Origin of the sequence: Pseudoalteromonas simplex (genome assembly GCF_015278155.1) — a bacterium.
Taxonomy (GTDB): Bacteria; Pseudomonadota; Gammaproteobacteria; order Enterobacterales; family Alteromonadaceae; genus Pseudoalteromonas; species Pseudoalteromonas simplex.
The window spans coordinates 275,413-293,934 of sequence record NZ_JADILN010000003.1 but is presented as its reverse complement, the minus strand read 5'-3'; the positions used below and the strand labels follow the sequence as shown (position 1 = coordinate 293,934).

The 18,522-nt window shown below is 41.3% G+C and carries 23 protein-coding genes; 16 read left to right on the top strand and 7 right to left on the bottom strand.

Annotated features, from left to right (window positions below):
• Positions 1-23: 23 nt before the first annotated feature.
• Together IRQ78_RS08850 and hldE are read left to right on the top strand one after the other, a co-directional pair.
• Entirely contained in the window at positions 24-614 is a 591-nt protein-coding gene (locus IRQ78_RS08850; protein WP_054551058.1) for an SIS domain-containing protein, read from the top strand.
• Positions 614-2,053: a bifunctional D-glycero-beta-D-manno-heptose-7-phosphate kinase/D-glycero-beta-D-manno-heptose 1-phosphate adenylyltransferase HldE gene (gene hldE, locus IRQ78_RS08845; protein WP_194441863.1), complete on the top strand. Its 1,440-nt coding sequence runs from the start codon at positions 614-616 to the stop codon at positions 2,051-2,053. The genes IRQ78_RS08850 and hldE overlap by 1 nt, the downstream gene beginning before the upstream one ends.
• Here hldE and IRQ78_RS08840 read toward each other — a convergent pair.
• Positions 2,043-2,765, bottom strand: coding sequence for a 3-deoxy-D-manno-octulosonic acid kinase (locus tag IRQ78_RS08840; RefSeq protein ID WP_054551060.1), 723 nt, complete (start codon positions 2,763-2,765; stop codon positions 2,043-2,045). The two genes, hldE and IRQ78_RS08840, sit on opposite strands and share 11 nt — an antisense overlap.
• A 124-nt stretch (positions 2,766-2,889) precedes the next feature.
• Between IRQ78_RS08840 and IRQ78_RS08835 the strand changes: the two genes are divergently transcribed.
• The 6 genes from IRQ78_RS08835 to glpG all read left to right on the top strand — a co-directional run bounded on the left by IRQ78_RS08835 (position 2,890) and on the right by glpG (position 8,118).
• Complete coding sequence (locus IRQ78_RS08835) at positions 2,890-3,951, top strand: glycosyltransferase family 9 protein (RefSeq protein ID WP_194441819.1); 1,062 nt, start codon at positions 2,890-2,892, stop codon at positions 3,949-3,951.
• Positions 3,948-4,493 carry a D-glycero-beta-D-manno-heptose 1,7-bisphosphate 7-phosphatase gene (gmhB, locus tag IRQ78_RS08830; RefSeq protein ID WP_138619224.1) on the top strand — a complete coding sequence of 182 codons (546 nt, stop codon included), beginning with the start codon at positions 3,948-3,950 and terminating at the stop codon, positions 4,491-4,493. Before IRQ78_RS08835 ends, gmhB begins: the two co-directional genes overlap by 4 nt.
• A 163-nt stretch (positions 4,494-4,656) precedes the next feature.
• Positions 4,657-5,853, top strand: coding sequence for a glycine C-acetyltransferase (locus IRQ78_RS08825; RefSeq protein WP_054551063.1), 1,197 nt, complete (start codon positions 4,657-4,659; stop codon positions 5,851-5,853).
• A gap of 55 nt (positions 5,854-5,908) precedes the next feature.
• A complete protein-coding gene (tdh, locus tag IRQ78_RS08820; protein ID WP_054551064.1) occupies positions 5,909-6,934 on the top strand; it encodes an L-threonine 3-dehydrogenase in 1,026 nt (341 codons plus the stop codon).
• 54 nt (positions 6,935-6,988) lie between these two features.
• Positions 6,989-7,306, top strand: a complete 318-nt coding sequence (gene glpE / locus IRQ78_RS08815; RefSeq protein ID WP_054551065.1) for a thiosulfate sulfurtransferase GlpE — start codon at positions 6,989-6,991, stop codon at positions 7,304-7,306.
• Positions 7,303-8,118, top strand: a complete 816-nt coding sequence (gene glpG, locus IRQ78_RS08810; protein WP_194441818.1) for a rhomboid family intramembrane serine protease GlpG — start codon at positions 7,303-7,305, stop codon at positions 8,116-8,118. Before glpE ends, glpG begins: the two co-directional genes overlap by 4 nt.
• A 41-nt stretch (positions 8,119-8,159) precedes the next feature.
• Here glpG and IRQ78_RS08805 read toward each other — a convergent pair whose 3' ends face one another.
• The gene (locus tag IRQ78_RS08805) at positions 8,160-8,528 is read right to left on the bottom strand and encodes a flagellar basal body-associated protein FliL (RefSeq protein ID WP_371351978.1); all 369 of its coding nucleotides are present in this window, start codon (positions 8,526-8,528) and stop codon (positions 8,160-8,162) included.
• A 201-nt stretch (positions 8,529-8,729) separates the two neighbouring features.
• Here IRQ78_RS08805 and IRQ78_RS08800 point away from each other — a divergent pair, with 201 nt between their 5' ends.
• Entirely contained in the window at positions 8,730-9,275 is a 546-nt protein-coding gene (locus tag IRQ78_RS08800) for a chorismate--pyruvate lyase family protein (protein ID WP_194441817.1), read from the top strand.
• Positions 9,272-10,150: a 4-hydroxybenzoate octaprenyltransferase gene (gene ubiA / locus IRQ78_RS08795; RefSeq protein WP_194441816.1), complete on the top strand. Its 879-nt coding sequence runs from the start codon at positions 9,272-9,274 to the stop codon at positions 10,148-10,150. Before IRQ78_RS08800 ends, ubiA begins: the two co-directional genes overlap by 4 nt.
• Here ubiA and IRQ78_RS08790 read toward each other — a convergent pair whose 3' ends face one another.
• The 4 genes from IRQ78_RS08790 to IRQ78_RS08775 form a co-directional block, all read right to left on the bottom strand.
• Positions 10,151-10,771, bottom strand: a complete 621-nt coding sequence (locus IRQ78_RS08790) for a 2OG-Fe(II) oxygenase (RefSeq protein ID WP_054551070.1) — start codon at positions 10,769-10,771, stop codon at positions 10,151-10,153. It abuts the gene before it with no gap.
• A 139-nt stretch (positions 10,772-10,910) separates the two neighbouring features.
• Complete coding sequence (locus IRQ78_RS08785; RefSeq protein WP_054551071.1) at positions 10,911-11,798, bottom strand: LysR family transcriptional regulator; 888 nt, start codon at positions 11,796-11,798, stop codon at positions 10,911-10,913.
• Positions 11,799-11,917: 119 nt separating this feature from the next.
• Positions 11,918-13,444, bottom strand: coding sequence for a response regulator (locus IRQ78_RS08780; RefSeq protein WP_054551072.1), 1,527 nt, complete (start codon positions 13,442-13,444; stop codon positions 11,918-11,920).
• Between the two features lie 51 nt (positions 13,445-13,495).
• Entirely contained in the window at positions 13,496-13,903 is a 408-nt protein-coding gene (locus IRQ78_RS08775; protein ID WP_054551073.1) for a DUF2721 domain-containing protein, read from the bottom strand.
• 86 nt (positions 13,904-13,989) lie between these two features.
• Here IRQ78_RS08775 and IRQ78_RS08770 point away from each other — a divergent pair, with 86 nt between their 5' ends.
• From IRQ78_RS08770 to tsaD, 3 genes are all read left to right on the top strand, one after another.
• On the top strand, positions 13,990-14,355 hold the full coding sequence (locus tag IRQ78_RS08770; protein ID WP_054551074.1) for a putative signal transducing protein: 366 nt from the start codon (positions 13,990-13,992) through the stop codon (positions 14,353-14,355).
• Entirely contained in the window at positions 14,339-14,929 is a 591-nt protein-coding gene (locus IRQ78_RS08765; protein ID WP_054551075.1) for a YjaG family protein, read from the top strand. The genes IRQ78_RS08770 and IRQ78_RS08765 overlap by 17 nt, the downstream gene beginning before the upstream one ends.
• 62 nt (positions 14,930-14,991) lie before the next feature.
• Positions 14,992-16,005: a tRNA (adenosine(37)-N6)-threonylcarbamoyltransferase complex transferase subunit TsaD gene (gene tsaD, locus IRQ78_RS08760; RefSeq protein ID WP_054551076.1), complete on the top strand. Its 1,014-nt coding sequence runs from the start codon at positions 14,992-14,994 to the stop codon at positions 16,003-16,005.
• 9 nt (positions 16,006-16,014) lie between these two features.
• On the opposite strand, the gene plsY is transcribed toward tsaD, so the two are convergent.
• Entirely contained in the window at positions 16,015-16,617 is a 603-nt protein-coding gene (plsY, locus tag IRQ78_RS08755) for a glycerol-3-phosphate 1-O-acyltransferase PlsY (RefSeq protein ID WP_194441815.1), read from the bottom strand.
• Between the two features lie 227 nt (positions 16,618-16,844).
• On the opposite strand from plsY, the gene folB reads away from it, so the two are divergent.
• From folB to IRQ78_RS08740, 3 genes are read left to right on the top strand one after another with little or no spacing between them, the layout of a single operon-like run.
• Complete coding sequence (folB, locus tag IRQ78_RS08750; RefSeq protein WP_138599658.1) at positions 16,845-17,201, top strand: dihydroneopterin aldolase; 357 nt, start codon at positions 16,845-16,847, stop codon at positions 17,199-17,201.
• A 2-nt stretch (positions 17,202-17,203) separates the two neighbouring features.
• Positions 17,204-17,692 carry a 2-amino-4-hydroxy-6-hydroxymethyldihydropteridine diphosphokinase gene (gene folK / locus IRQ78_RS08745; protein WP_194441814.1) on the top strand — a complete coding sequence of 163 codons (489 nt, stop codon included), beginning with the start codon at positions 17,204-17,206 and terminating at the stop codon, positions 17,690-17,692.
• Positions 17,689-18,492 carry an undecaprenyl-diphosphate phosphatase gene (locus IRQ78_RS08740; protein ID WP_194441813.1) on the top strand — a complete coding sequence of 268 codons (804 nt, stop codon included), beginning with the start codon at positions 17,689-17,691 and terminating at the stop codon, positions 18,490-18,492. Before folK ends, IRQ78_RS08740 begins: the two co-directional genes overlap by 4 nt.
• Positions 18,493-18,522 lie beyond the last annotated feature (30 nt).

Genomic DNA, 18,522 nt, shown 5'->3' with positions numbered 1-18,522 from the left:
TTAATACTTTTTAAGGAATATTTATGTCAAATCTTGATTCTGTAGCGGCAAGCTACCTAGAAAGTTTAAATCGTCATCAAATGTTGTTTGAGACGATGGAAACCTACCACCCTGAAGTAATGAAACTACTAGAAGCTTGTCACAGTGCTTTACAAGCAGGTGGTAAGGTTATTTGGTTTGGTAATGGTGGTAGCGCGGCTGATGCACAGCATTTAGCTGCTGAGTTTGTTGTGCGTTATAAATTGGAGCGCGGTCCGCTGGCTTCTATCGCATTGACAACAGATACCTCAATTTTAACCGCTCACAGTAACGACTATCATTTTGATACTGTATTTGAGCGCCAAGTGCAGGCGTTATGTAAGCCTGAAGATTTGGTGATTGGCTTAACCACATCTGGCACTAGCCCTAACATCAATCTTGCACTGGCAGCGGCAAATGAAATCGGCGCCTTTACTGTGGCATTAACAGGTCGAGATGGTGGTAAGGTAAAAGATATCGCTAAGCTACCTATTATTATTAAAAATGATGAAACCGCGCGTATCCAAGAGGCGCACATGTTTATCGGGCATTGGTTATGCGAAGCCATCGATATGGTTGTAGCGGAGCAAAAGTAATGGATTTAGCGTTACTAAAAAACCTTTCAAAGGCGCGTATTTTAGTCGTTGGTGATGTCATGCTAGATAGATACTGGCATGGCGACTCAGGTCGTATTTCGCCTGAAGCCCCTGTACCTGTTGTAAAAGTCAGTAAGTTTGAAGACAAAGCCGGTGGTGCAGCAAACGTTGCAAAAAATATTGCCCGTTTAGATGGTAAAGTGGGTCTACTAGGCTTAGTTGGTGAAGATGAAAGTGGGCAAATCCTCGAAACAATTTTAAGTTCAGAGAAAATTGATTCGCAATTAGTGAGTGTTTGCGATTTACCGACTATTTCTAAAATGCGAGTAATCAGCCGCCATCAACAAGTTGTGCGTCTTGATCTTGAAGAGACCTTTACTGAGCAACACAGTCAACTGTTATTAAACCGTTTAGAGCTGGTTTTAGATGACTACGATTTTGTGTTGTTTTCTGACTACAACAAAGGCTCTCTGAGCTTAATTCAACAAATGGTTCAGGTTGCAAAGAAAGCAGGTAAAACGGTGCTTATTGATCCTAAATCATCTGATTTAAACTTATACCGTGGTGCCGATTACATAACCCCTAACTTAAACGAATTTAAACTTGCTGGTGGTAAAACTGATTCTGAGCAAAACTTGACTGACAGCGCTCGTAAGCTAATCAGTGAAGCGGGCATCGCTGCGATGCTATTAACGCGCTCAGAGCAGGGGATGTCGTTAATCAGCCAAGCAGAAAAACATGATTTTGCAGCCCAGCAGCTTGAAGTCAGCGATGTAACCGGCGCTGGTGATACTGTAATTGCAACATTAGCAGTGATGCTTGGTGCGGGTATGGCAGCAAAAGATGCAGTTGAAATTGCCAACCTCGCTGCTGGTATTGCGGTGAGTAAACTGGGTGCCGCAACCGTGTCCCCAGAAGAGTTGAGCCGTAAACTTGGTCAATATTTACAGCAAACCGGCGAGCATTATCAAACGCCATTTGAAGATGTGCTTCAGCATATTGAGTTTGCTAAGCAAAATGGTGAAAAAATAGTGTTCACTAATGGTTGTTTTGATATCCTTCACGCAGGCCATGTGCGCTACCTTGCTCAGGCTAAAGCACGAGGTGATAGGCTGGTTGTTGGCTTAAATAATGATGAGTCAATCACTCGCTTAAAAGGCCCAGAAAGACCAATTAATCCATTGGATGAGCGTGCTATGGTATTAAGTGCGCTTGCGTCAGTTGATTGGGTTATTCCATTTGGCAGCATTGAAGAAAATGACACGCCGGCTAAGCTGATTGAGCAAATTAGCCCTGATGTGCTAGTAAAAGGCGGCGATTACACCGTTGACCAAATTGCTGGTGCCGATCATGTTCTACGCCATGGCGGAAAAGTCGAAGTACTTGAGTTTCTTAATGGCTGCTCAACATCAAACGTAATTAGCAAAATTAAGTCTTAAGCAATGCTTGGTAGTCACACACCAGTGACTGCCAATCACTTTGTTGCCAATGCATCACTTCATTACGCCCTTGCTCTTTTGCAAATGAACGGGCAAGGCGCTTAATGTTCTCTGTTTGCCAGCTAGCATGTGGCTGTTTGATTTCACCGCGGTCAAAGTCAATGATAAACACCTTACCTGTATCATCGAACAAGATGTTATTGATGTTTAAATCTGCGTGATAGACGCCATGATTGTGAAATTCGCTGAGAGTGACTGCTATCGCTTTTAGCTCAGACTGGCTAAGTGGACGCGTGATTAAAATATCTAACACGCTTTTGGCGCCTGTTACTGCCTCGGTGATGATATCGCCGCGATAGATTAAGCCGTGGTTGGTCACTTTTGCCGCAATGGGTGTCGGCACATTTAGGCCAAGCTCAAGCAAACGCATCATCAGTGTAAATTCTTTATAGACTCGAGTTTGCTTCAAACCAACATATAGGTACTGATCGCTCAGTAACTTACCAATTAAACCACCACGCCAATAGTGACGAAGAACGCCTGTAAGCTGTTGATGTTTAAAAAACCACGCTGTTGCACGACCTTTTTTGGCACCAACGATTTTATCTTGTTGTTGCCAATAATTGGCATCGAACCACTGTTGCGTGAGCTCGTCTTTATAAGCTGGGTGACACAAAAGGGTGGTGTTTTGCAGATGCTGAGTTTCAAACATAACAACTTCAAGATTAAATAAAATTAGCGCTATCTTACCGTATTTTTAGCTTTTCGCATAAGTGCTTGCATTAGCATCAAGTTAATTTAAGATCGCATATTATTTGCTGTAGCTAAGGGCGCACGTGACTCAATCAACCTCCTATTCAGATATTTGCATTTTAAGGCTTTCGGCTATTGGTGATGTATGTCATGCCGTATCAGCAGTGCAAGCAATTCAAAAGGCACAACCGAAGGCAAAAATTACCTGGGTGATTGGTAAAGTTGAGGCTATGTTACTGGCCGATTTACCAGGTGTTGAGTTTGTTGTGTTCGATAAAAAGCAGGGCAAACAGGCTTATCAGCAACTTAAAGACACGTTCAAGGGGCGTAAATTTGATGTGCTATTACATATGCAAGTCGCACTCAGAGCGAATTTAGCAGCCCGTTGTATTCCTGCAAAGATCAAAGTGGGGTTTGATTGGGCACGCTCAAAAGAGTTGCATAGTTTGTTTATTAATAAGCGTATTGCCCCGCAATCAGAGGCGCATGTATTAGAAGGTTTTAAAGGCTTTGCTCAAGCAATTGGCATCCCTGATTACAAACCTCAATGGCAAATGCCAATTACTGAGCAGCATCAACAAGCAGCCGATGCGCTATTAGGTGAAGAACGTTTAGCCGGGCGTATTTTTGTTATCTCGCCTGCGGCAAGTAAAAAAGAGCGAAATTGGTTACCTGAGCGTTATGCTGCACTTGCTGAACACGCTCATCAACAAGGCTTTTCGGTGGTTATTACTGGCGGCCCAACCCCTTTAGAGATTGAACTTGCCGAGCAAATTATCGCGCAGAGTTCGGCACCTGTGCTTAACTTAGTAGGGAAAACTCAACTAAAAGAACTGCTATGTGTTTTGAAACGTGCTGCGTTAGTGTTAGCGCCTGATACTGGGCCTGCGCATATGGCTGTAACGGTAGGAACACCTGTTATTGGTTTGTATGCCCACTCAAACCCAAAACGCACAGGACCTTATTTGTATCAAGAGTATGTTGTTGAGGTTTATCACCAAAACTTACGTGAACAAACAGGCAAAACAGCGCAACAGCTACCTTGGGGAACACGCGTTAAAGGGGCGGATTTAATGGCGCAAATAAGTGTAGAAAAGGTGATTTCGATGTTTGACCACGTGGTAGATAAAGAGCAATTTTCATGAGCAAAGTTTTATTTTTAGACCGTGATGGTGTGGTCAATATTGATCATGGCTATGTATACAAACCAGAAGAGTTTGAATTTGTACCCGGTGTATTCGAGGCGTGCAAAGCCTTCGCCGACGCTGGTTATAAAATTGTGGTAGTAACTAACCAATCGGGGATTGGCCGTGGTTATTATTCAGAGCAAGATTTTTCCAACCTTACTGAGTGGATGAAGGGCGAATTTTTACGCCATGGCGTTACAATTCTTGATGTCTATTTTTGTCCGCATCATCCAAGCAAGGCTGAGCCTGCTTATTTGCAAGAGTGCAACTGTCGCAAGCCTGCTCCGGGTATGCTGTTACAAGCCATCGATGAGCATCAAATCGACCCATCACAAAGTATTATGGTCGGTGATAAGCTTGGCGACCTTATTGCCGCTGAAAGAGCCAATATCGCGACCCGTGTTTTAGTTCGCTCAGGGCAAAGTTATGCTGAGTCAACAGAACAACATGCCGATATTGTTTGTGAATCTTTAGCTGATTTACCCAATTTATATTTGTAATTTATGAGGTAAGACCAGTTTAAGTTCACAAACCCACACCAGTTGAGGGTTTGCGACGAACTGCAAACAGTGCAATTGTTCGTCTAAGCTTTTACAATAGGTGCAAAATTTAAATTCATGCTAATCATTTCTGATTAGGTACAAGAATATGTGGAGATTACAGATGAGAGCATCTGCGTTTTTTAATCAGTTGCAGCAGCAAATTGATGAAGTGAAAGCTGAGGGCTTATACAAAAGCGAACGTGTTATCACGTCGCAGCAACAGGCTCAAATTGAAGTTGCCTCTGGTGATAAGGTTATTAACTTTTGCGCTAATAACTACCTTGGCTTAGCAAATAGCCCAGCGTTAATTAAAGCTGCTCAACAAGGCCTTGATGATCACGGTTTTGGTGTAGCGTCTGTGCGCTTTATTTGTGGTACTCAAGATATCCATAAAACTTTAGAGCAAAAGATCTCTGAGTTCTTAGAAACAGAAGACACCATTCTTTACTCATCATGCTTTGATGCAAACGCAGGTTTATTCGAAACAATTCTAGGTCCAGATGATGCGATTATCTCTGATGCACTAAACCATGCTTCGATCATTGATGGTGTACGACTTTGTAAAGCAAAGCGTTTCCGCTATGCAAATAACGATATGAGTGACCTTGAAAAGCAACTTATTGCTGCTGATGAAGCGGGCGCTAAAACTAAGTTAATCGCTACTGACGGCGTTTTCTCAATGGACGGCGTTATTTGTAACCTTGAAGCGGTTTGTGACCTTGCCGATAAATATGATGCATTAGTGATGGTTGATGACTCTCACGCTGTTGGTTTTGTTGGTGAAAATGGTAAAGGTACGCCGGAGTACTGCGGTGTACTAGACCGTGTTGATATCATCACGGGTACCCTTGGTAAAGCACTTGGTGGCGCATCAGGCGGTTACACATCAGGTAAAAAAGAAATTGTTGAGTGGTTACGCCAGCGCTCTCGTCCTTACCTTTTCTCAAACTCACTTGCACCATCAATTGTTACTGCATCAATTAAAGTACTTGAGATGCTAAGCAATGGCGGCGAGTTACGCGCTAAACTTTGGGATAACGCAAAGTATTTCCGTGAACAAATGGAAGCAGCAGGATTTACCTGTGCAGGTAAAGACCACGCTATTATCCCTGTCATGTTAGGCGATGCTAAAGTTGCCTCAGCCATGGCTGACAAATTACTTGCTGAAGGTATTTACGTAACAGGTTTCTCATTCCCTGTAGTACCTAAAGGTCAAGCACGTATCCGTACGCAAATTTCTGCGGCGCATACAAAAGAGCAATTAGATACCGCTATTGCTGCCTTTACCCGTATTGGTAAAGAAATGGGTGTTATCTAATTTTATTCCCTAAACCGAAGCTTTTGCTTCGGTTTTGTTTAATTGAGTGTAAATCATGAAAGCATTATCTAAATTAAAAGCAGAACCAGGGATCTGGATGACTGATGCGCCAAAACCTGAAGTTGGCCATAACGATCTGCTTATTAAAATCCGCAAAACAGCAATTTGTGGAACAGATGTCCATATTTATAAATGGGATGAGTGGGCACAAAATACAATTCCTACGCCAATGGTTGTTGGTCACGAATATGTAGGTGAAGTGGTCGATATGGGTCAGGAAGTACGTGGTTTCCAAGTTGGCGACCGTGTTTCTGGCGAAGGCCATATTACCTGTGGTCACTGTCGTAACTGTCGCGCTGGTCGTGTGCATTTATGTCGTAATACAACAGGTGTTGGTGTAAACCGTGAAGGTGCATTTGCTGAATACCTTGTGATCCCAGCTTTCAACGCATTTAAAATTCCAGATAACATTCCTGATGAACTAGCATCAATCTTTGACCCATTCGGTAATGCAGTACACACAGCGTTGTCGTTTGACTTAGTCGGTGAAGACGTATTAATCACAGGTGCTGGCCCAATTGGTATCATGGCAGCTGCTGTTGCCAAACACGTGGGTGCACGTCATGTGGTTATCACCGATGTGAACGAATACCGTCTAGATTTAGCGCGTAAAATGGGCGCGACTCGTGCTGTAAACGTAGCAACTGAAAAGCTTGAAGATGTAATGAAAGAGCTTGGCATGACTGAAGGCTTTGATATTGGTCTTGAAATGTCAGGTGTGCCAGTAGCATTTAACAGCATGCTAAACAACATGAATCACGGTGGTAAAATTGCCATGTTAGGTATTCCACCTTCAGATATGGCGGTTGATTGGAACCAGGTTATTTTCAAAGGTCTAATTATTAAAGGTATTTACGGCCGTGAAATGTTTGAAACTTGGTACAAGATGGCGAGTCTAATTCAGTCAGGCCTTGATCTGAAACCAATTATCACTCACCAGTTCTCCGTGGATGACTTCCAAGCAGGCTTTGATACAATGATTTCAGGCCAATCAGGTAAAGTAATCCTCAACTGGGATTAATACCGAGTAATTTGATAAGGCGGCTTTGGCCGCCTTTTTAGTTTAGAGAGTACTATGTCGTATAAACATATTTCAGTGAGCGAAACATTTGCGCTGTTAGATAAAGAAGAGGTTGTGATTGCTGATATTCGCGATCCTAACTCATTTCAAACTGGGCATATCCCAGGCGCGGAGCATTTATCAAATGCTAATATCAGCGAATTTATGATGCATAAAGAGTTTGATCAGCCAATCATCATCGTTTGTTATCATGGTGTGAGCTCTCAAGGTGCTGCAAGCTATTTAGTTGAGCAGGGGTTTGAAGACGTATACAGCATGGATGGTGGCTTTACAGCTTGGCAGGCACAACTTCCGGAGCACATTGAACGATGATTGAGTTGGGTAGCATAAATAATCCTCGCGCCGCACAAGGCTTTATAGATTACATAAAAAGTAAGGGCTTACATGGAGAGTTGCGCTCGCAAGATGGACAAACAGTGATTATTTGTGTTGCTCCAGAGCACTTTCATCAAGCCCAATCTCTTTGGCAGGAGTTTGCGGCTAACCCTCATGACGAAAAATACCAACAAGCTTCATGGCAGGTGGGCAGTACACGATCGCCTCTGTCATATCAAGGCCAATCACTTAATTTAAAAGTCCGTTTTAAGGCATTAAGCTGGCTAAACCGTACAGTTACTCTAGTCTCGATAGCCATATTTGTGGCCTTCTTATTGGGTGGTTTTGAAACTATTTACAGTATGCTGCAGTTTAATCCTGCACAGCCTCTAACTTGGTTTACACCTGCCATTGTGCACTTTAGCGCTGTTCATCTTATTTTTAATCTGATCTGGTGGATGACGCTGGGTAACGATATAGAAAAACGCAGCGGTAAATTAACCTTAGTGGGTTTATTTTTAGTGACGGCATTCATTAGTAACTGGGCACAGTTTTTAGTTGTTGGGCCTAACTTTGGTGGTTTAAGCGGCGTTGTGTATGGCTTACTTGGTTTTTGTTGGATCTACAGCGTAATGAGGCCAACAGAGCCGCCACTAGTAAGTAATAGCATCGTTGGTTTTATGTTGGTTTGGCTTATTCTAGGCTTTGTAGATATGTTGCCTGTGAGTATGGCGAACTGGGCGCATTTAGCGGGGTTATTGGCTGGTATGGCTTATGCTGTGTCAGATAAGCTTCTTTCACGCAAATAATCGCGTAAACAAAAATGGCGGCTAATGCCGCCATCTTACAATTAATGATATAAATACTTAGTAAATAACACTTCTCGGACAATCTCTTGTCCTGTTTCTTGTTTTAGTAGTGCTTTTAGCTTTTCGGTGCAGCGCTTTCTTATTTCTTCGCGGCCGGTAAGCGATTTAATGTTTTCTTCAGGCTCTTTTGAGAGTATTTCAACAATCGCATCACGCAATAGTGGAGTGTGATGTTCTACGATTGCGATATCAGATAGATCATTGAGCATGAGATCCACCGTAATACGAACATAGCCAAGTTTTTTATTACCTTGACCTATGTAGTTAGTGATGATGTCAGGCTCAAAACCAAAGTAGCCAACATTTGATTCAGCGCGAACAGACCAACTTGTTGCAGTAACAAGTAGCATGCTTATCAAGTAAATTGATAACAATGATTTTTTCATAGTTAAGAATATTCCACCCTTTCAATGATTTTTAGTCTATACCCAAATTCACTTAAGATACAGGCTGTTCTGCGTTTTTTAACCCAGCTTGAGATTAAATCATGACTTTTTCGAAACGTGCAGCAGTGATATCATTTGCACGGTTTTTAAAAATAATGAGTCGTTGTGATCACATTCCCAGTTTCATTAGCTGCAAATTGGCAGCCTGCTTCAGCATTTCCAGATTTGACGCAACAACAGCAAAGTTGGTTGCTTGAAGCTGGGTCATTAACAGCTAAGCTTAAAAGTCACTGTCAGGTCTTTTCAGTTGAAGTTTTAAACGAAGCACCTTTTGACTTAACCCGCGAGCAACAAGCATTACTCAATACCTCTTTAAGTCAGGCATTAAATCGCGAAGTGTTACTACTATGCGATGGTAAACCAATGGTTTATGCACAAAGCTGGTTGCCGGCAGATGATACATTAAAAAAGCAGCAGTTACTAAGTATGGGGACAAGGCCGCTGGGCGATGTTATTTTTCAAGACCCAAACTTATCGCGCACTGAAATAGAAGTTGCTGAGTTTTCACAGCAGCACGCTATTCAAGCTTTAACAGCTGAAATAGGCTACTCTTCACAAGCATTGTGGGGAAGGCGCAGTGTATTTAGCTTATCTAATGCTCATTTTCTCGTAGCTGAAGTATTCTTACCTGGAGCGTATATTTACCTATGAAGCTAGCTGCACTTAAGGTCGCACATATACCTTACTATAAACAGTTAATGCGTACCGATAAGCCTATTGGTACCTTGTTGCTATTATGGCCAACTTATTGGGCGTTGTGGCTTGCTGAGCTTGGCACGCCGAGCTTATTCAATTTTGTGGTATTTAGTTTGGGTGTCTTTGTGATGCGCAGTGCTGGGTGTGTAATTAATGACTTTGCCGATCGTAAAATCGATGGCTCAGTTAAGCGCACAGCCCAGCGACCGCTGGCAGCAGGTTTAGTATCAAGTGGTGAAGCTCTGAGCTTATTTGTACTGCTCATTGTGGTGGCGTTTGGTTTAGTGTTAACACTTGGATGGTCAACGATATTATTGTCGTTTGGTGCTTTAGCACTGGCGTTCTGTTATCCATTTATGAAGCGCTACACCCAGCTGCCGCAAGTTGTACTTGGCGCGGCATTCAGTTGGGCTATTCCAATGGCCTATATGGCATCAATTGGCTCAGTACCATTAGAAGCCTGGCTCCTATTTATCGCGAATCTTGTTTGGACTGTGGCTTATGACACCATGTATGCCATGGTTGATAGAGATGATGACTTAAAGATTGGCGTTAAATCGACAGCAATCTTGTTTGCCAGCTATGACAGACATATCATCTTTTTACTCAATGCCTTATTTATTGCGATTCTTGCTTACATAGGTATGAGTCATCAGCTTGGCTTGCCATATTGGCTGGGCTTAGCTGCAGCGGTTGGTTTTTTACTTTATCAACAAACGCTTATTCATAAACGAGAGCGAGAGCCTTGCTTCAAAGCATTTTTGAATAATCACTATGTGGGGTTAGTGATTTTTATCGGTTTAGCAGCATCCTTGCCACTGTCCTTTTAATTATCTTGGTGGGTCGATAATACCGCTGATTGAGGCATTTTTTCTGAACCAACCCGCAATTGAGTAGCGTACATCGTTTGCGGGTAATACTTCATGCATAAAGCGTTCGCTTTCAAACATCACCAATAAGCCCGCTTGAGGTTTAATGACTATTTCAATCTCTTTACTCTTTGGTTTGTAGATCACCAATTCACCGCCAGATTCTGGCGTATTTAAGTAACAAACCGTTGTAAAAATGCGATTAGAACGGCCTTTGAAGGCATCATAGTGCTTTTTATAAAAGTCACCTTGTTGATACTTTGCATAATGGCATTCATAGTCAAATAAGCCTAAATAAAAGCCACGGTTTAACTGTGTCTTTATTGCTTCCATGGTTGCCAGATAAGTAATTTGTGCTTGGCTTGAGCTATCAAACCAAAAGGTTTTATCTTTACGCACAGTTTTATCTATTTGTTGGTCGTTTAATCGGCCAATACCTGCGGTATGAAAATGCGGATTAATGCGATAGCAATCGGCAATTAAATCAGCAATTAAGCTTTCATTAATCGCGTTTTCAACAACAGCATAACCAGTACGTTCAATAGCATCTAAGTATGTGTCGGTAATAAGCGGTGCGGTCATTCATGTGAACAATCAAAAAAAGGTGCGTAAGTGTATATGAAAAATTGTGTGATGCACGCTTTTTATGCAGTAAAAATGAAGAAATAAAAAAGATTGGCTAGCCTGATTAATTACAGGCTAGCAGTAGATTAAATAGCTTCTAACCTTGGCTTGAAAGGGCCGTTTTTTCAATGAGATCGAGTAAGTGGCTAACGTGAGAATTCTCATTGATTTGTTGGTTTGTTTGGATTATTAGCTGGTCGTGTGCGATACCTTTATTAGTTTTTAATAATAGTAACTCCGGATCAGATGACACACTATTAGCATGCTCAATGCTGGCAATCGCGATATGGTTTGATTTTTTCAGACCATCCATAACTTGTTCAATACTGCCTACTTTGATGCTTGATGTCTTATCAAAAGAATCAATTGCATCGTTTAGCATAGATTGCACTTGTTTTGACTGTGAAAAACAGCTGTACATAGGGTAGTCAGCTAAGTCGCGTTTACTAATGTCACTTTTATTTGCAAGCGGGTGATTTTTAGCCACGAAAATGATTAGTTGATCAGGTAAATGTATATCGCTGCCAATGCTGTTCATCGCTTGCGAACATACACTGATATCAATTTCACCTAATTGCAGTTTACGTACTAGTTCACTTTGCTCTTGCAGCTGCATCTCGATTTTCACATGAGGGTACTGCGCTAAAAACTGACCGCAAGAAACAGGCACAACCGTGCTCGCTTTGTTGGTGTAGCCAATAATCAGTTTTTCACTTGCGCAGCCGTTTAATGATTCAAATAAATGCTTCTTGGTTTCTTCAAGATTGTCGAGAGTTTGTTTTGCATACTCTAGGAAAAGCTCACCTTCTTTGGTTAACTTTACTGAGCGAGTAGAGCGAGTAACTAGCTCATAACCAATTTCATCTTCAAGTGTTTGAATACTTCTAGTTAATGCAGAAGTGCTTATTTGAGTTTTCTCTGCAGCTTGGCGGAAATGCCTTAGCACGCCTAATGCTACGAATTGTTCAAGTTGTTCAAATCTCACTTTAATAGTCCCTTGTTATAAGTAAGCCCTACATCCAGGCGGTACAATTTTACATCACGAGAGGCATAGTAAAGTATTGTACCCGTATTGGGAAGTACTTGTTTTACAGAAAAGTTACATCAATCAGGATAACGTTCCTTAATTTCTAAGAAAAGCGCTAAATTTTCAAGTAGCTGATCGACTAAAATTGGATCAAAATGTTTCCCACGTTGCTCTTTTATCAATGAGAGAGCATCATCGAGTGGCCATGCTTTTTTGTAGCATCGGTCACTGCAAAGTGCGTCAAATACATCTGCAATTGCAGTAATTCGACCAACAATATCGATATTATCACCAATTAGTCCTTGCGGATAACCAGTTCCATCCCATTTTTCATGGTGTTGGTAGGAAATTAAGGCCCCACAGTTTAATATTTCGTTTGTTGAGTTTTTTAGTATTTCATAGCCAGTTTCGGCATGAGTTTTCATTATTTCCCATTCTTCATCAGTGAGTTTACCAGGCTTATTTAGAATCTTGTCTGGAATACTAATTTTACCAATATCATGTAATGGTGAAGCCAGTTTAATGATTTCACAGCGGAACGAATCCAAGCCATATAATTTTGCGAGTAACTCACTGTACAAAGCGACACGTTTAACATGTGAGCCAGTTTCCTTTGAGCGCTTTTCGACTGCTTCGCCAAGAATATACGACAACTCTTTTTGTGACTCTTTGACCATTTCTCTAAGCTTTAAGTTGTCATAAGCAAGTGCGATATTATTGGCGTAAAATTCTAGCAGTTGATAGTCTGTATTTTGCAGTTTTGAACCTTTATTGACATACAACATAGTTTCAAGGCCTGCTTTTGTTGGAAAGTAGCCAATGTAATCTGTGCTGTTTTTTAAAGACGATTTTCTTTCATGTGCATCAATAAATAAGTTTTTTACATCCTCAGGAATTTTATTTTTACATGGAGTTGGCTCAACACCTGAAGCGGCAAGTAATTGAAAGTCATTAGCTGGCGATGATTGCAGGTTAACCGCAGCGGCACAATATATTTCTCTGTCACTTATCCCCATTACGTTAGTAACATGGTTTAAAATTGTGGAGGCAAACTCTTGCACACTATCACATTTTAGGAAATTGGCTGAGGCATTGATAATTTGTTCGAGGCCATGTTTATGATGATCAATAATCTGAATATCACGATGTGAACGTAGCGCTGAATAGAGCAAAGTTTTCATTTTTATCGCGGTGAGCTCAGTTTTATTTTTGTAATCATTGATATCGTAATCACGAATGATGGCTTCTTCAGGGGCTTCCCCAGGCTGACCTGTACGCAGTATTAAACGTATATCATGGTTTTCTATTTCATCGCGGATGTATTGAATGAGATCGAGGCCTGCGTGGTTTGTTTCCATTACCACATCAACAAGTGCCACTGAAAATGGAGTTCCTTTACCTAAAAGCTCTCTCGCTTCAGCAGCAGAATAGGCATGATAAAAGCGAAGCGCTTTATTTTCAAAAGTGAACCCAGCTAATACTAGTTTCGTAACTTGATGAATATCTTCTTCATCATCAACAACAAGAATATGCCAGTATTCAGCCTCTTCCGTACCTACATTATTTTCTTCTAAGGATTCTTCAGAAAATAAAAAATCATCCACAAAAGCACCACTTATTGTTGTATCTCATACAATAAGTATAGAGGGTGAATTTTACTCTGCCTTATCTGAAAGAGGTTTTTTTTCGATATTTTTCAATTCAATCTCGATTGCATCGCAAGAAATGTGGATCTCATACAAAGAGGTGAGAAGCGACAAGGCTAAGCACGCGAGGCTGATGCCAAATAAAATGATTCCAGTAGTATTAAATTCTATAAATAATGCAAACATTGATAAGGTACACATTAAAAAAGAGGCAACACCATAAACTTGCATTACGCGAATTAATTTAATGCGTTTTCTTAAATTGGTAATCTGTGCAACAACTAATGGGCGGATACTTTCTCCTTCACGTGCATTGAGCTCTCGAATAAGCTGAGCAAGCACCAAAAAACGGTTGGTGTAAGCAAGTAACAGTAAAGAAATTGCTGGGAATAACAATCCCGGTGTTGTTAAAGTCATGTGGCTACCTTGAAATAAGCATTGCAGCGAAGTTAGTTGCTAGCGTAGTTTAGGATTTAAAGATAGAAAAGTAAAAGGGAAGTGATTTGCAAAACAGTAATTTAAATCAACCTGCGAAGCAGGACCCATTCACTTGGGTAAAAGTGTTTCAGGCTGAAAATGGCTTAGAGGCAAACATTATTAAAGGGCTTTTAAAAAGTAAAGGGATCGAATCGCAACTGCAAGGTGAGCTTTTACAAGGGGCGCTTGGGGAGATCCCATTTGAACAAACAGGGGTCGATATACTTGTTTACGCATTAAAAGAGCGCCAGGCGCAAGAAATATTGCTAAACTACCGGCAATTAAAACAATCGGCTCCTGACTGGGTATGCCCAAAATGTCATGAGCTTAACGGAGCAACATTTGAAATATGTTGGTCTTGTGGGACTGTAAAGAATGACGAAAGCGAATAATTTTCAACGTATTAGAGAATTAAACTATTTGCAAAAAGCGGTATTAGGTGGCGCATTACTTGAGCGTATGCTGCCTAATTACAGTTTATTTAGTGAAGCAACAGGGTTCGGTGATGCCGCGGTTTTTCGTAGCGCATTGAGTGTTTGCTGGGAAAAAATCTTACTGCCAAAAAGTAAAATCAGCCTTGAAAAGCAAATTGAAAAAATTGAACCAAACGTGCCAGAGCTTACTGACTTTGACATGTTTGGCACCTATCCCGCAATCGATACAGCGACAGCTTTGCTTGGCATGCTGCACGGTTTGATAGCCAAAGATGAACAAGAGTTTTTAAATATTAGTAAAATTTCACAGGCTTCAGTGGCTCGTTTCATTGAATATCAACTAACAGTGGATGGTGAAATTGCTGATAACAAAGCTGTTCGTGAACACCCTTTAATGCAGTATGAAATTGATGTGCTTGCAGAGCTTATTGATTTTGTAGAGCAAATGGGCCGAATTACCTCAGAGAACGTAAAAGAGCTTAAGCAACTTGCGGTATCTGACGGTCAAACCAATATTGGTATTGCAATTTAATATTCAGTAATGCGTATTTTCACTGTAAAATACGCATTTGTTTTTTCTTGGCGGAGTAATTGATGCGAATTTTAGGTATTGAATCATCATGTGATGAAACGGGTATTGCCATTTATGATGATGAACAAGGCTTATTAGCACATCAACTGTATAGCCAAGTAAAAGTACATGCTGATTATGGCGGTGTGGTTCCTGAGCTTGCTTCACGCGATCACGTACGTAAAACCTTACCTTTGATTGATGCTGCCTTTGCGCAAGCTGGCTGTGGTCCTGAAGACTTAGATGGCATTGCATACACCGCAGGCCCTGGACTTGTTGGTGCGCTTCTGGTGGGAACCTCAATTGGTCGCTCACTGGCTTATGGTTGGAATATTCCAGCGGTTGCTGTACATCATATGGAAGGTCACCTACTTGCGCCAATGCTTGAAGAGGACAAACCGGAATTTCCGTTTATCGCACTACTGGTGTCTGGCGGCCATACTATGATGGTAAAAGTATCTGGCATTGGTGAATACGAAGTGCTGGGAGAGTCAGTTGATGACGCGGCTGGTGAAGCATTCGATAAAACCGCGAAGTTATTAGGTCTTGATTACCCAGGTGGCCCGCGTTTAGCAAAACTTGCGGAGCAGGGTACGCCTAAGCGTTTTGTATTTCCACGTCCGATGACTGATAAACCAGGCTTAGATTTTAGTTTTAGTGGTTTAAAAACGGCGGCATCGCTTGCTATTCGTGATAGCGATGATGACGAGCAAACCAAAGCTGATATAGCTCATGCATTCCAAACAGCGGTAATTGATACCTTAATCATTAAATGCAAACGTGCATTAAAGCAAACCGGTATCAAACGTTTAGTGATCGCCGGTGGTGTGAGTGCAAACGTGCAATTGCGTGCGCAACTTGAACGAGTAATGCAAGGCATGAAAGGGCGTGTGTATTACCCGCGCACAGAGTTTTGTACAGATAACGGTGCAATGATTGCTTACGCTGGTATGCAGCGCTTAAAGGCAGGGCAGTTTGCTAGCCTTGATATGAAAACTAAGCCGCGCTGGCCTATTGATTCACTCGAAGCGCTTTAATTTACATCACTATTCCTGCTCTGGGGCTTTCTTCTTAGCCCCTACTTTAGGTTCTTCCCCAGCCATCAAGCGAGTAATGTTTGCTCTGTGGCGGAAAATTATCAGTACGGTTAAAAAGGTAACTGGCAGAGTATACAAAGGTTTTATCCACCAAGTATAAATAGGCGCTAATGAAACCGTAACCAGTGCCGCGAGAGATGAGTAACGCGTGATAGCAATAATTAAAAGCCAAGTTGCAATCAACATCCCCCCTAGCGATAAACCAATGGGTAATAACGTGCCAAAAGCGGTCGCGACGGCTTTACCACCTTTAAAGCTAAAAAACAGTGGATACATATGACCCAAACAAGCAGCTACACCAATTAAACCTAACATTAGTGGCTCTATCTTTAAAAAGTAAGCACCCCAAACAGGGATGGTTCCTTTTAAAATATCAAAGACAAGAACTAAAACAGCGGGGACTTTACCACCAAGGCGATAAACATTTGTAGCACCCGGGTTATTCGATCCATGACTGCGTGGGTCTGGTAGTTTAAACAGCCGAGATACAAGGATAGCGGAAGAGACCGAACCTAGTATGTAAGCCAAAACTAACATTAAAACTTCTAACACGCGCTTCCTTATTTTTTAATCTGCACTTTTGGGCTATCATTGGCGGCAAAACCATTTGCCACTCTCGTCGAGTCGGATGTAAGCACCCTATGCAATGCATCTATTCGTTATTGTAGGGGTAATTTTTACATATTAAAACAGTATGACAGCTTATATAGCGCATTATTAAAATTAATAAGCGTTAAGGCTGAGTATTGTTTTTAATATTTATGTCGCTTGGAGTATCAATGGACAAGGTATATATATCACAACTGCACGTAGACACCATCATTGGCGTGTATGATTTTGAAAAAGAAAGTAAACAAAGCCTGTATTTTGATATCGAAATGTTATGTGATATTTCTGCCGCAGCGGCGACAGATGATATAAATTTGGCTCTTGATTATGCCAAAGTGAGTGAGCGAGTGATTGAGCACACAACGGCAAAACCTGTTGAGTTACTAGAAACTTTAGTTGAGCAATTAGCTGCCATTATTTTAGCTGAGTTTGCGACCAGCCAAGTCACTATTCGCGTGAGTAAACCAGCCGCAGTGCCACAAGCGCAAACTGTTGGAGTTGAGATCACCCGGTGTAAGGCAAATTAGAGATGGCGCAAATTTTTATAAGCCTAGGTTCTAATGTCAATAAAGAGCATTATCTTCGACAGGCGCTTATCGCGCTGAAAGCTTACTTTCCTGATTTTATTCATTCATCAGTATACGAAAGTGAAGCGGTGGGGTTTGCAGGTAGTAATTTTTATAATTCAGTTGTTGCAGCAAAAACAGATATGCCATTAGCTGAACTATGTAAATTACTGAAAAAAATTGAACTTGATAATGGCCGCACCCGTGAAGATAAAAAGTTTAGCCCGCGGACATTAGATCTCGATTTATTGTTTTATGATGACATTATCTGTGAAACACCTGCGCAATTACCGCGGGATGAAATAACCAAAAATGCGTTTGTATTACAGCCTCTTGCTGAAATAGCGCCTGATTTTTATCACCCCGTAGCTAAGCTAACTTTGGCTGAGTTATGGAATAATTATAACAACCCCCAACAAAAACTATGGAAGGTGGAGTTTTCTAACCCATGAGTATTATTGAGATAATTGTTTTAGCCCTGATCCAAGGATTGACTGAGTTTTTACCTATTTCGAGCTCAGCGCATTTAATTTTACCCTCACAAGTTTTAGGTTGGCACGATCAAGGCTTAGCATTTGATGTGGCTGTTCACGTTGGAACCTTAGGTGCTGTTGTATTGTACTTTAGAAAAGAAGTGGTCGATATTCTTGGTGCTTGGTTTAAGTCGTTTGGTGCACAAGGTGCAACCGATGATAGTCGTTTAGGCTGGTGGATTATTGTTGCGACTATTCCTGCATTATTAATTGGTTACTTATTCAAAGATTTTGTAGAGAGCTACTCGCGTAATGCATGGGTTATTGCCACCTCAACCATCGTATTTGGTTTGCTACTTTGGTATGCCGATGCTAAAGCAAAGCAAGTTAAAAATATTTACCAAGTAAACTTTTTTAGTGCGCTATTGCTGGGCTTTTCACAAGTGCTTGCTATGGTATTCCCTGGTACATCCCGTTCAGGTATTACTATTACAGTGGGTTTAATGCTGGGCCTAAACAAACAAAGTGCTGCGCGTTTTTCATTTTTAATGTCAATTCCAGTTATTGCTGCAGCAGGTTCATATTATGTATATCAGTTGGCTACTGCAGGTGAGGCGATTGATTGGCATGCAATTTTACTAGGCGCTGGTTTATCATTTGTGTCGGCTTACGCCTGTATTTTCTTTTTCTTAAAAGTGATTGAGCGCATGGGCATGATGCCATTTGTTATCTATCGCTTACTATTAGGTGTTGGTTTGTTTGCATTCTTAATGCTGTAAACAGGCTTTAAACTTAATTCAAAAACACCT